Raw genomic sequence first — 12,804 nt, 5'->3', positions numbered from 1 at the left:
TCCTCCTCTCGGCGGCCGACTACCTCGACGAGCCGTTCGTCGACGCTGTTTTCGCCTTCTACGGAACGCACCTCGCCGGCACCCCCCGGCTCAAGGAACGCTGGAAGCGCGGCGTCGCAGTGGTGGAAGGGGCGCTCGGGGAAGCGGTCGCCCGGGAATACGTGGCGCGGCACTTCCCGGAAAGCCACAAGCAGCAGATGCTCGAGTTGGTGGCCAACCTCATCGAGGCCTACTCGAGGAGCATCTCGGCCCTGGCCTGGATGAGTGACGAGACCCGGGACAAGGCGTTGCTGAAGCTCTCCCAGTTCACCACCAAGATCGGTTACCCGGAGGAGTGGATCGACTACGCACGATTGGACATTCGGGCGGGCGAGTTGTTCGGCAATGTCTGCCGCGCCAACGAGTTCGAACACCGGCGCCAGCTGGGCAAGCTCGGCGGACCGATCGACCGCGGGTCCTGGCTGATGACGCCCCAGACCGTCAATGCGTACTACATGCCCACCATGAATGAGATCGTCTTCCCTGCAGCCATCCTCCAGCCGCCCTTCTTCGACGCCGGCGCTGATCCGGCAGTGAACTACGGCGCCATCGGCGCCGTCATCGGGCACGAGATCGGGCACGGATTCGACGACAAGGGGTCGCAGTTCGACGGCCGCGGCGCGCTGGCCAACTGGTGGTCGGACGAGGACCGGTCGGCCTTCGACGCCCTCACCTCGAAGCTCGTCGACCAGTACGCGGCCCTGGCGCCCGTCGAGGCACCCACCGAGAAGGTGAACGGCGAGCTGACCCTGGGGGAGAATATCGGGGATCTCGGTGGGCTGAGCATCAGCTACCTCGCGTATCTCATCCATCTCGACGGCGCCGAAGCGCCGGTCCTCGACGGACTGACGGGCGCGCAGCGGTTCTTCTCCTCATGGGCTAGCTGCTGGCGCCAGAAGATCCGCTCCGAGGAGGCGGCTCGCCGCATCACGGTCGACCCGCATTCGCCCAACGAGTTCCGGTGCAACCAGGTGGTTCGGAACCTCGACGAGTTCCACGAGGCATTTGGAACCACCCCGGGCGACGGTCTTTGGCTCGAGCCGGACCAGCGCGTCCGGATCTGGTGACCTCGCGGCACACCCGGCTGCGCTAGAACCCCGATGCCTGCTGGCAGACCTCTTCCTCGGCGGTCTGCCCCTGCAGCTGACCGCCCAGCGGATCGGGCGTGACCGTGGCGCCCGTCAGGAAGTCGGTTCCCACCAGCACTTCGACTCCGACGGCTGAGGGACTGGGGATCAGCTGGGTGCCGTCGACCCCGAAAAGGGCTGCGATCTCCGCTGCTGCGGTGTCGAAGCCGGCGCCGAAGTACACCTGGGTGACCGGCGCTCCAACAGTCTCGAGGGTCTGGGCCGATTCGTAGCCCTCCGCCACAAGCAACGCCTGCACCCGGGTTCCGCGTGCAACGGATCCGGACCCGTTCACCACGGTGACCGGAACGGCGGCAGCGTCGATGGCGGGGGGTTCCGGAGCCGGAGCCGGCACCTCGGCCTCGTCGGAAGCGGAACCACCGGATTGGGACGGCGACGGCGCCCGTGACGGTTCCGTGAGGCTGCGGTCCTCGCGCATCGCGGCGAACAACGGTTCGGCCGCTTCCTCGTCCAGGACCAACCGGTTGGGATCCAGTTCCCATGGCTCGGTGGGCACCGTCACGAAGGCCATGTTCCCGAGGTCCACGTCCTTGACGCGGTCGGCAAGCTTCAGAAGGGCCGTCACCTGGGACAGCCCGTCGTCGACGGTCAGGTTGCGGGTGATGGTCTCGGCGATCGAGTAGAGCCGGGGCAGGTTGGTCAGGGTTTCCTCAGCCTGGACCTTCCGTGCCATCGAGGCCAGGAACGCCTGCTGTGCCTTGATTCTTCCGGCATCGCCGCCGTCTCCGAAGCTATGGCGTGTCCTCAGGAAGGCCAGGGCCTGCTCGCCCTCCACCTCGCTGGTTCCGGCGGGCAGGCTCAGCCCCGAGTACTCGTCCTCAATAGGTTCGCTGACACAGACCTCCACACCGCCGAGGGTCTCCGAGAGCTCCTTCACGGCGTCGAAGTCGGCCATCATGAAGTGATCGATGCTCAAGCCTGTGAGGTTGTTGATCGCTGCAACAGTGCAACCCGGCCCGCCGGAGGCGAGGGCACCGTTGAGCTGGCCGAGGTCCACGGCGGGCGAGGACTTCCCACCGCCGGGAGGTTTGCAGCTGGGAAGGGGAACCAGAAGGTCCCTCGGGAAACTGAGGACCGTCACGTCCTCGCGGTCCGCCGAAAGGTTCATCAACATCATGACGTCGGAGTTCCCTCCTCCCGGGGGGAGGTCCTCTCCCCCGTCGGATTCCCCACCGTTGCCGGTACGGGTGTCAGTGCCGAGGATCAGGATCTGCACCGGGTCGGTACTCAGGTCCACCGGCAGCGCCGATTCCTGGCCGGAACCCAGGTTGAGGGGCTGCGTGTCGACGTTCGCCTGGAGACGGAACAGCTGGATGGCAACGAATCCGACGAGGGCAACCAGCACGGCGGAGAGCGTGAACGCGACCACCATCAGGCCACGCGCGGCGCGCGCCCTTCCCAGATGGCGGCCACCGGGAATGCCCTCGGAATCCTGCTCCCCGGATGGGGAAGCGACCGAGGCGGAAACTCCGGCGGGCCGGAACTGACGTCGGTTGCTCATGATCGGCCTCTTCTCGGTGGGTAGGGGTGCGCCAGCGTCAGAACCCCAGACGGACGAGCTGCTTCGGGTCGCGCTGCCAGTCCTTGGCAATCTTCACATGAAGGTCGAGGTAAACGCGGGTACCAAGCAGAGCTTCGATCCCGCGGCGGGCATTGGTTCCCACCTCGCGGAGCCGTGCACCACCCTTGCCGATGATGATCGCCTTCTGCGAGGACCGCTCCACATAGAGGTTCACATAGACCGTCAGCATCGGGCTGTCCTCCGGCCGGCCTTCCCTCGGCACCATCTCCTCGACCACCACCGCCAGGGAGTGCGGAAGCTCGTCACGGACGCCTTCGAGGGCGGCTTCGCGTACCAGCTCCGCCACCATGACCGCTTCGGGTTCATCGGTCAGCTCACCGCCCGGGTACAGCACGGGCGAAAGCGGCATCTGCCTGCTGAACACCTCTCCCACGGTCTCCACCTGGAAACCGTCCGCTGCCGACACCGGCACGATGTCCGTCCACCCTTCCGTCCCCAGGACATCGTTTCCCAGTTTGGCGACGGCGAGGAGCTGTTCGGTCAGGGCCTGCCGATCCACGAGGTCGGTCTTGGTCACGACGGCGACGAGCGGCTTGCGTCTCAGCCGCCCCAGCTGCTCGGCGATGAACCGGTCGCCCGGGCCGATCTTCTCATTCGCCGGCAGGCAGAAGCCCACGGCGTCGACCTCGGAGAGCGTGTCGGCAACCAGGTCGTTGAGCCGTTGGCCCAGGAGCGTGCGCGGGCGGTGGAGCCCCGGCGTATCCACGAGGACGACCTGGGAGTCCTCCCGGTTGACGATCCCGCGGATCGTGTGGCGCGTGGTTTGGGGCTTGGCCGAGGTGATGGCAACCTTCTGCCCCACCAGGGCATTGGTGAGGGTGGATTTGCCGGCATTCGGCCTGCCCACCAGGGACACGAATCCGGCCCTGTGATTATCGCCGCTCATGTTCTGCCGCCATTTCCTTCTCGTTGATGTGCTGGTTCAGGGAATCCTGCTCCCGCAGGAAGACGATGACGTGTGACACCCGGTTCCGGCGGCCCTCGAGCCGCTCGGCACGCAGGCCGATACCATCAATTGTCACCTCACTGCCGACAATCGGCACCCTCCCGAGGGTTTTCGCCAACAGGCCACCCACGGTATCGACTTCCTCGTCCTCGAGGTCGAGGCCGAACAGCTCGCCCAGATCGTCGATCGCCATGCGGGCGCTCACCCGATAGGTACCGTCGTCGAGCTGTTCCTGCTCCGGGACCTCGGAATCGTACTCGTCGACGATCTCGCCGACGATCTCCTCGATGAGGTCCTCCAGTGTCACCAGGCCGGCGGTTCCGCCGTACTCGTCGATGACGATCGCCACATGCGTCGATTCACGCTGGAGCTCCTGGAGGAAGTCCCCCACCGGCTTGGACTCCGGAACGTAGCGGACCTCGCGGCATACCGGGTCCACCGACCGGCTCTGGCTCTGCGGCGGCCGCCCATGCAGCTCCGCGACCACGTCCTTGAGGTACAGGATGCCCAGGATGTCGTCGGAGCTCTCTCCGATGACCGGGATGCGCGAGTAGCCGGAACGGAGGAACAGCGACAGCGCCTGGTGCAGGGTCGAACCGGAGTCGATGGTGACCATGTCGGTCCGCGGGACCATCACGGCACGCACCTTGGTGTCGCCGAGTTCGAAGACGGAGTGGATCAGTTCGGCTTCGTTGTCCTCGATCATCTCCGCGTCACTCGCGCGGGACAGCAGTTCCCGGAACTCCTCCTGCGTGAAGAACGCGGCTTCATCGAGCGATGCCCCGGGGGTCACCGAACTGCCGATGCGGACGAGCCACTGCGGGACCGGGCCGAGGAGCCTGCACAGCAGTGAGACGAAACCGGCGGTGAACTGGACGACGGCGGACGCGTGGGCACGGCCCAGCTGGCGGGGTGAGACGCCGACGAGGACAAAGCCGATACCTGCCATCACGGCGGTCGCGAGGAGCCCGGCGAGCCACACGTTGTCGAGCACATCGTGGAACAGGATGGCGACGGCGACAGCCCCCGCCATCTCGAACCACACCCGCCAGAAGCGGAGCGCGTGCATGTGCGCAACCGGCGATTCGAGGATCCGGCGGAGCGACGATCCCTTCGCGGACTGCAGCAGGGCTTCGCCGTCCTGCCGCGGAAGGTAGCTGAACGAGGCCTCCGCCGCGGTGACGAGGGCCGCGATGAGGATGAAGGCCAGGCCCATGAGGGCAAGGAGCCAGATGATCAAGCGGTCGTCTCCTGAGGTGCCTGCCCGCCGAGGAACTCGGTGAGCAGCTGGCGCTGCAACCCGAACATCTCTTTTTCCTCCTCAGGCTCGGCATGGTCGAACCCGAGGAGGTGGAGAATCCCGTGGGTGGTCAGGAGCAGCAGTTCCTCTCCGGTACTGTGCCCGGCCGCAGCGGCCTGGCTCGTGGCCACCTCGGGGCACAGCACCACGTCGCCCAGCATGCCCGCGGGCGTCATCCGGCCGGTGGTGCCGGGCCTCAGTTCGTCCATGGGGAAGGAAAGGACGTCGGTGGGTCCCGGTTCGTCCATCCATTCCACGTGGAGCTTCTCCATCGCCGCGGCGTCGACGAGGATGATGCTGAGCTCCGCTTCGGGGTGGACGAACATCGCCTCGAAGATGAAGTTGGCGAGGCGCACGAGCTGCGTCTCCTCAGCAGCGAAGCCGGACTCGTTGTTGACCTCGACACTCATGCGGAGCCCGACCTCGACCCGGTGCGGGCATGCCCGGCGGCCTGGGTTTCGTCCCATCTGCTGTAGGCGCTCACGATGTCCCCGACGAGGCGGTGACGGACGACGTCGGTGGCGTCGAGCTCCGCGAAATGGACATCCGGAACTCCCCGAAGGATTTCGCTGACCACGCGCAGCCCCGAACTCGTTCCGCCGGGCAGGTCGACCTGGGTGACGTCGCCCGTGACCACCATCTTCGCGCCGAACCCCAGGCGCGTCAGGAACATCTTCATCTGCTCCGGCGTGGTGTTCTGCGCCTCGTCGAGGATGATGAACGCGTCATTGAGGGTCCGGCCGCGCATGTAGGCGAGGGGTGCCACTTCAATGGTCCCCGCAGCCATGAGGCGGGGAATGGAGTCGGGGTCCATCATGTCGTGCAGCGCGTCGTACAGGGGGCGCAGGTAGGGATCGATCTTGTCGCTGAGCGTCCCGGGCAGGAAGCCTAGCCGCTCCCCCGCCTCGACGGCCGGACGGGTAAGGATGATGCGGTTGACTTCCTTCTGCTGCAGCGCCTGGACGGCCTTCGCCATGGCGAGATAGGTCTTGCCGGTTCCGGCGGGCCCGATGCCGAAGACGATCGTGTTGCTGTCGATCGCATCGACGTAGGTGCTTTGATTGAGGGTCTTCGGCCGGATGGTGCGCCCTCGCGACGTCAGGATATTCACCGAAAGGGCGGTCGAGGGGCGGCCGGCGCTCTGGGTCTTCAGCATGGAGATCAGCTGATCGAGAACCTGCGGACTCATGGGGGCGTTCTTGTCCGCCATGCTCCGGATCTCCTCGACGAGCCGCTCCGTCCTCAGCACGTCCGCGGCTGGGCCCGTGATGGTGAGTTCGTTCCCGCGGGCCTGGAGCTCCACGCCTGGGAAGGAGGTTTCGATGAGCTGGAGCGCTTCGTCGTTCGTGCCCAGCGCCTGAACCATCTGTTCGCCGGATTCGAATTCCAGAACCCTGGTGTCGAGTCCTGCTGCATTGATTCCTGTGGTGCTCGGTGTGGTGCCCGGTGAGAATTCGCTCATAGCACGGCCGTTCGGCCTTTGATCGCCCCTTATCTGCTGAAGTTTCCTTCGTTAATCGTACGGCACGGCAACCGGCCGGCCTCTGACCTTCCCTAGAAGCGAAAGGAGGCCGGATCCGGATCTACCGGCGATCGCTGTAAGTGATCGAAGGTTCCAACTTCGCATCAGCTCTGTATCGATACCGTCTCAGTACCGGCGGCACTGCGCCTTTTCGGTCATCGGCACCGGCGGCTATGCCAAGCTTTTATCCGGATCCGGCGAATGTGCTTCGGCTGCACCCTGGCACACCGGGATTTTTCAGGAAGGAGGAGGTAGATGCGTCACTCGAATCCACTGCGCGAAAGCCGGCTCGGCCTTCGCGGTCTCCTCTTCTCCACTGGAGGGGTGCTGCTGGTCAGCAGTCTCCTTTTCCTACCGGGCTGCACGGGATTCTACGGCGTCGAGCCTGAGACGCTTTCGGCGCCGTCGAGCTCCGCCGCCGTCGCAGCCGACCTCGGGTCGCAGGCTGCGCCGCGGCTGGAACCGGGCACGCAGAGCTCGGCACCCAGCACCATCCTTCCGGTGTACTGGCTCGGGGGTGCCGGCGATCCGGAAGGACGAGTCCTGCTGTACCGGGAGTTCGCGCCCGCGGCCGGTCCGGACCGTTCCGGTGACCCGATTGCCGACGCAGTGCGTCATATGACCGTCGAAGAACCGCTCGATGACGACTTCTTCACCCCCTGGTCACCTGCCTCCCGCGTCAGTTCCTCGATCTCCACCCGGAACGTCATCACCGTGGACATATCCTCCGATGCGTTCGAGAACCAACTCGCTCCCGGAATGGCGGGCAATGCCGTCCAGCAGCTGGTTTTCACGGCGACCGCGGCCGCTGCGAACGCCGGGCTGATCCCGGGCGGCGAGGTCAGCTCGGTGCTGGTGCTGGTGGACGGGCAAGCCGGGTACAGGGCGTTCGGGGAGATCGCGCTCGACGGCGAGCTCCAGAGGGACAATTCGCTTGTCGCGCCGGTCTGGGTCATCAATCCCCAGGACGGGGAAGTCCGGGATCCGTCGACAGTGGTCGTTTCCGGGAGCGGGCGCTCCGATTCGTCAACGCTGTCGTGGCGGATCAGCAGCGCTCCCGATGAAGCGCCTGATGGGGAGGCGGCTGACGGAGGAACGACCGGCGGCAACCCCGTCAAGGAAGGCACTACCGGCCTGGACAGCCCTGCGGGCATCACGGGCACCTACAGTTTCACCGTCGCCCTGCCGCCCGGGCGCTACGAGATCAGCGTCTTCCGGCTCGAGTCGGACGACGCCGGCAAGCAGCACGAGCGATTCGCCGACACCAAGACCATCGAGATCAAGTAGCCGGAATCCGTGAGCGGGCAGCCGGACCCCCGCAGGCACGCTTCCCGATGCTGCCCGCCGCGGGGAGCCTACCAGCGTCCGAGCAGCTGATTCAGCAGGACCAGGGCAGCCGGTCCCGCCGAGGAGGACCGCAGAACGTGCGGTCCCAGCCTCGCCGTCAGCGCGCCGGCACCGACGAATCCCTCGATCTCGCTCCCGCTGATCCCACCCTCCGGGCCAACCACGACGGCGGTGGTACCCCCTGAAGCCGGCGCCCCAGCGCCGGATGCTGCGATGCGGTCCGCCAATGAATCGACGGCATCCTCGGAGAGCACGAACACCCGGTCCACGGACGGAATCCATGTAGTGAGCTGGGTGCTGTTCATCAGCGGGTACACCGAGGGGACGAACGCACGCCGTGACTGCTTCGCAGCTCCCCGAACCACTGTGCCCCACTTCTGGCGGCCCTTGTCGGCTTTCTCGCCGCGCCATCGCACGATGCACCGCTCGGACTGCCAGGGCACGACGCCGTCGACCCCCAGTTCGGTCGCTGCCTCGATCGCCTGTTCGTCGCGGTCACCCTTCGCCAGGGCCTGGACGAGCACCAGGCGGTGTCGGGGCGGGTCCTCCTGCACTGCGGAGCCCACGGCCACCGCCAGGAGTGCCGGCGCCGCGTCGAGTACCGTGCCGCTGAGCCGGAATCCTGCCCCGTCCGCGATATCGACCGCCTCACCCGGTTCCATGCGGCGGACCGTCGCGGCATGCCGCGCTTCCTCGCCCCGCAACTCGAAGACGCCGCCGGCGGTGGCCGAGCGGACAGCGGCAGGGTCCCCCAAGAACAGCGGATTCGTCACGGTCAGAGGTTGCCCAGGCGCTCGCGTAACCGGGCAAAGACGCCTGAGCCGCTGGACGCGAGCTGGCCGTCGGTATACTCCTCGCCGCGCAGGCCTGCAAGCTTGCGCAGCAGCTCCTCCTGCTCGGGATCGAGGTTCCTCGGTGTCTCGACGTTGAGGTGGACCCGCAGGTCCCCGCGACCGCTGCCCCGCAGATGGGTGACACCGAGGCCGCGGAGCGTCAGGATCTCACCGGACTGCGTCCCGGCCTTGATGGCGAGCTCCTGGTCGCCGTCGAACGTATCGAGCTGGACGGCCGTGCCGAGGGAGGCCGCGGTCATGGGAACGCTCAGCGTGACATGGAGGTCGTCGCCCTCGCGCAGGAACGTCGAGTCGGTATTGACCCGGATCTCCACGTACAGGTCGCCCTGCGGTCCGCCGGCGGTTCCCGCCTCACCCTGGCCGGACAGCTGGATACGCGTCCCGGTAGCGACGCCCGCGGGAACCTTGATGGTCAGGGTGCGGCGCGCACGGATGCGTCCGTCGCCGCTGCACTCGTGGCAGGGGTTGGGGATGACCGTCCCGTACCCCTGGCAGGAGCCGCAGGGCGCAGTCGTCATCACCTGCCCGAGGATGGACCGGACGGCACGCTGGACCTGCCCTGAGCCTCTACAGATGTCGCAGGTGCGCGGGGAGGTGCCGGGCTGGCAGCAACTCCCGTCACACGTCGGGCACACGGCAGCGGTGTCGACGTCGATCTTCTTGTTGGTGCCGAAGACGGCGTCCTTCAGATCGATGCGGACGTTGATCAGGGCATCCTGGCCGCGCCGCATCCGTGAGGGTGGCCCGCCCTGGCCGCTCTGACCGCCGAAGAACGTCTCGAAGATGTCCTGGAAGGCGAATCCGGAACCGGAGTAGCCTCCACCGAACCCGGTGTCGGTTCCGTTCTCATTGCCGGTGGTGTCATAGACCCTGCGCTTCTGCGGGTCTGCCAGCACCTCGTAGGCGTGCGTGACGCGCTTGAATTCCTCGGCGGCATCAGGTCCTGAGTTCACGTCCGGGTGGAGCCTGCGGGCCAGCTTGCGGTAGGCCTTCTTGATCTCCTCGCCGCTCGCGCCCTGCGGCACATTGAGAACTTCATAGTGATTACTCACTCCTGCACATCACTTCCTGTTGACGAATTCTTCATCCTGCAACCCGCGGCGTGTCCCGCAGGGTCCTGGCTCTTGTCCCGGCCGTTTGCTTGTTCAACGCCGTCCCCTTGTTCAACCGGCGACGGGCCGCGTTCCTTCCCGGCTCCGGTCGCCGGGAAGGACATCGTTCCTCCGGATTACTCCTCGAGGATCCGCGAGAGATACCGTGCCACGGCGCGTACAGCCGCCATGGTGGTGGGGTAATCCATCCGCGTCGGACCGAGGATGCCCAGCTTCGCCCCGGCGTCGGGCCCGTACCCCGTCGCGATGACCGAGGCTTCCGAGAGACCACCGTAAGGGTTTTCACTACCGATCCGCACCGAGACCCCCCGGTAGTCCTGCTCCATCTCCGACAGGAGGCGCAGCATGACCACCTGCTCCTCGAGCGCTTCGAGGACCGGTCCGATGCTGAGGGGGAAATCGACGGTCGACCGCGCCAGGTTCGCTGTTCCGGCCAGCACGATGCGGTCCTCCTGCCCCAGTCCCGCCAGGTGCTCGAGCGATTTCAGCAGCGCACCGCCGGCGGTGCGCAGGTGCTGCGGCAGTACCTGCGCCGCGTGTCCGAGCTCGCCGGGAAGTGCCGTCAGCCGGACTCCGGACACCGCACCGAGGATACGCTGCTTCAGGTCCGCCAGCTCCGCTTCCTGGAGCGTCCCGGGAACGGGAACCACCCGCTGCTGGACGGTCCCGTTGGTGGTTATCAGGACCACCAGGACCTGCTGCGGCGCGAGCAGCACGAACTCGATATGCCGCACCGCGGCCCCGCCGAGCCGGGGGAACTGCACCACTGCCACCTGGTTGGTCAGCTGGGCGAGAATGCGCACGGTGCGGTCGACGACGTCGTCCACGTCCTCCGCTCCCTCGAGCAGGGTCTGGATGGCGCGCTTCTCGGGTGCCGAGAGCGGCTTCACCTCCGAGATGCGGTCGACGAAGAGCCGATAGCCCTTGTCAGTGGGGATCCTGCCCGAGCTCGTATGGGGCGCGGTGATCAGCCCCTCCTCCTCGAGGACGGCCATGTCGTTGCGGATGGTGGCGGAGGAGACTCCCAGGCCATGGCGGTCGACGAGGGCCTTGGAGCCGACCGGCTCGCGCGAATGGACATAGTCCTCGACGATGGCCCGCAACACCTCAAGACGCCGTGGTTCACTCATCCTTACATCACCTCCAGGACACTGATCCGGCATACCCGCCGGCACCGGAAACGATTGGCACTCAACACACCCAAGTGCCAAGTCTAGTACGTTCGGCCGAATTGTTAGCATTGGAAAGCCCGGCTGACCGCGAAGCGGAAAACAGCGCCGGACGAACAGCACCGGGAAATGGAAGCGGGATACAGCAGTGGCCGACTACGCCTGGGGGGCACAGGACATCTCCGCGCCCGCTCGCACCGAATTGCCCGAGGTGGCTGCCGTAGCCGGTCTGGTGCTCGAGGACGTGCAGACGGGTTTCGTCGGCGCGGTGGTGCGTGTGGAGAAGTCCGGGGGGCTCCACGTGATGGTCCTCGAGGACCGGAAGCTGCGGCATCGGACCTTCCGGCTGGGGCATGGCTTCCTCCTCGACGGTCATCCCGTCCGCGTCACGGCCCCTGTCAAGACAGCACCGGCCGGACCTTCACGCACTGCCTCGGGATCGGTCCGGGTCGAAGGCGCCCGCGCAAGGACGGCCAAGGCGAGCCGCATCTGGGTGGAGGGCAAGCACGACGCCGAACTGGTGGAGAAGGTCTGGGGAGACGACCTCCGGCACGAGGGGATCGTCGTCGAACCCCTCCACGGCATCGACGACCTCGAGGGTGCGATCCGTGCTTTCTCGCCCGGGCCCGGCCGGCGCCTCGGTATCCTCGTGGATCATCTCCTTCCGGGCACCAAGGAGTCCCGGATCGCCGAGCAGGCGATGGCACAGCGGGGCGCCGCCGGCTCCGTGCTCATCGTGGGTCATCCCTATGTGGATGTGTGGCAGGCAGTGAAACCCGCTACTCTCGGCCTCGCCGCGTGGCCCGTGGTGCCACGCAACCAGGACTGGAAGACGGGCATCCTCGCCGGGCTCGGCTGGCCGCACGCCGACCCCGCCGACGTCGCCAGGGGGTGGAAGAGAATCCTCGGCAGCGTCACCACGTACGCCGACGTGGAGCCGTCACTCCTGGGCCGGGTGGAGGAAGTCATCGATTTCCTGACGGCACCCCGGACCAGTGGCTGACAGACTGCCGTCGGGATCCAAAGTATCCTTGGGGAAACGGTTGAAACGGGAAGTCCCGCAGCGCAGCAAAGGAAGAACGTTGTCCAACACCGCCGACAGGCATCAGCACCCCGGCCCTGACGAGGGCCGGTCCGCGTTCGAGGGCTCTCCGGCGAACGCGCTTCCGCTCACGGCTTCCGAGGACCGGCAGTTCGCCACCCTCGCCCACTTCGGCGGCATTCTCGGGTTCGTGCCATCGCTGCTGATCTACCTGATCTTCAAGGACCGTGGCCCGTTCACGGCGCAGGAGTCCAAAGAGGCGTTGAACTTCACCTTCCCGCCCACGATGCTCGCCCTTGTCACCTGGCTCCTGTCCCTCCTGCCGGCCGTCGGAGGAGTCTTCGCAGTTCTCAATGCCCTGATCTGGGTGGTCATCGCCATCTGCTCCGTCACGGCGGGAATCCAGGTCAACCGGGGCAGGCCGTACCGCTACGCCTTGAACCTGCGCCTTTTTTCCTAGGGCATCCGCGAAACGCCGCCATCGGCGGGACCCCGTGCACAGGCAGTGCACAGGCACACCGGTTCCGGGCTTCCGCCGATTTTCGCGGCAGGCGTCCTTTCGGTTCGGCGACCGCCGGGTTCAGTCCGGCAGCAGCCGGCGGACGACGGCGTCGGCAAGGAGGCGTCCGTCGTCCGTCAGACGGACCAGGCCCTGAAACGCATCGACCGGTTCGACCAGGCGGTCGGCGATAAGGCCGGCCACTGCCCGCCTGCCTTCGGGATCCAGCGCGGCGGTGGGCAGC

12 protein-coding genes and 1 pseudogene are annotated in these 12,804 nt (G+C 66.6%); 4 read left to right on the top strand and 9 right to left on the bottom strand.

Features of this window, described 5'->3' with window-relative positions; translation table 11 throughout:
* Window positions 1–1,106, top strand: a 1,106-nt coding sequence (locus Y705_RS19700; RefSeq protein ID WP_275450814.1) for a M13 family metallopeptidase, incomplete at its 5' end; no start/stop codon positions are given.
* A 22-nt stretch (window positions 1,107–1,128) separates the two neighbouring features.
* Here Y705_RS19700 and Y705_RS0112425 read toward each other — a convergent pair.
* Genes Y705_RS0112425 through Y705_RS19690 form a run of 5 tightly spaced genes read right to left on the bottom strand, consistent with a single transcriptional unit; the run spans window position 1,129 to window position 6,477 of the window.
* A complete protein-coding gene (locus tag Y705_RS0112425) occupies window positions 1,129–2,688 on the bottom strand; it encodes an LCP family protein (RefSeq protein WP_026533089.1) in 1,560 nt (519 codons plus the stop codon).
* Window positions 2,689–2,725: 37 nt separating this feature from the next.
* Window positions 2,726–3,655, bottom strand: coding sequence for a GTPase Era (gene era / locus Y705_RS0112420; protein WP_026533088.1), 930 nt, complete (start codon window positions 3,653–3,655; stop codon window positions 2,726–2,728).
* Window positions 3,642–4,931, bottom strand: a complete 1,290-nt coding sequence (locus Y705_RS19695) for a hemolysin family protein (protein WP_049822709.1) — start codon at window positions 4,929–4,931, stop codon at window positions 3,642–3,644. The genes era and Y705_RS19695 overlap by 14 nt, the downstream gene beginning before the upstream one ends.
* Before the next feature lie 20 nt (window positions 4,932–4,951).
* Window positions 4,952–5,425: an rRNA maturation RNase YbeY gene (gene ybeY, locus Y705_RS0112410; protein ID WP_026533087.1), complete on the bottom strand. Its 474-nt coding sequence runs from the start codon at window positions 5,423–5,425 to the stop codon at window positions 4,952–4,954.
* A complete protein-coding gene (locus tag Y705_RS19690; protein WP_049822706.1) occupies window positions 5,422–6,477 on the bottom strand; it encodes a PhoH family protein in 1,056 nt (351 codons plus the stop codon). The genes ybeY and Y705_RS19690 overlap by 4 nt, the downstream gene beginning before the upstream one ends.
* A gap of 315 nt (window positions 6,478–6,792) precedes the next feature.
* Between Y705_RS19690 and Y705_RS19685 the strand changes: the two genes are divergently transcribed.
* Window positions 6,793–7,824, top strand: a complete 1,032-nt coding sequence (locus tag Y705_RS19685; protein WP_049822705.1) for a GerMN domain-containing protein — start codon at window positions 6,793–6,795, stop codon at window positions 7,822–7,824.
* A 68-nt stretch (window positions 7,825–7,892) separates the two neighbouring features.
* Here the strand turns inward: Y705_RS19685 and Y705_RS0112395 are convergent, their stop codons facing one another.
* From Y705_RS0112395 to hrcA, 3 genes are all read right to left on the bottom strand, one after another.
* Window positions 7,893–8,657, bottom strand: coding sequence for a 16S rRNA (uracil(1498)-N(3))-methyltransferase (locus Y705_RS0112395; protein WP_026533086.1), 765 nt, complete (start codon window positions 8,655–8,657; stop codon window positions 7,893–7,895).
* A gap of 2 nt (window positions 8,658–8,659) precedes the next feature.
* On the bottom strand, window positions 8,660–9,790 hold the full coding sequence (gene dnaJ / locus Y705_RS0112390; protein ID WP_026533085.1) for a molecular chaperone DnaJ: 1,131 nt from the start codon (window positions 9,788–9,790) through the stop codon (window positions 8,660–8,662).
* A gap of 176 nt (window positions 9,791–9,966) precedes the next feature.
* Entirely contained in the window at window positions 9,967–10,980 is a 1,014-nt protein-coding gene (hrcA, locus tag Y705_RS0112385; RefSeq protein WP_026533084.1) for a heat-inducible transcriptional repressor HrcA, read from the bottom strand.
* 187 nt (window positions 10,981–11,167) lie between these two features.
* On the opposite strand from hrcA, the gene Y705_RS0112380 reads away from it, so the two are divergent.
* Window positions 11,168–12,022: a DUF3097 domain-containing protein gene (locus tag Y705_RS0112380; RefSeq protein WP_026533083.1), complete on the top strand. Its 855-nt coding sequence runs from the start codon at window positions 11,168–11,170 to the stop codon at window positions 12,020–12,022.
* A 79-nt stretch (window positions 12,023–12,101) separates the two neighbouring features.
* Window positions 12,102–12,521, top strand: a complete 420-nt coding sequence (locus tag Y705_RS0112375) for a DUF4870 domain-containing protein (RefSeq protein ID WP_026533082.1) — start codon at window positions 12,102–12,104, stop codon at window positions 12,519–12,521.
* Window positions 12,522–12,641: 120 nt separating this feature from the next.
* On the opposite strand, the pseudogene Y705_RS23240 reads toward Y705_RS0112375, so the two are convergent.
* A pseudogene (locus Y705_RS23240) lies at window positions 12,642–12,804 on the bottom strand (radical SAM family heme chaperone HemW); the annotation flags it as partial.

It is taken from the genome of Arthrobacter sp. H41 (assembly GCF_000520535.1).
Classification (GTDB): domain Bacteria; phylum Actinomycetota; class Actinomycetes; order Actinomycetales; family Micrococcaceae; genus Arthrobacter_D.
The sequence above is the reverse complement of the archived record's forward strand: the minus strand, read 5'-3'. Positions and strand labels throughout refer to the sequence as shown.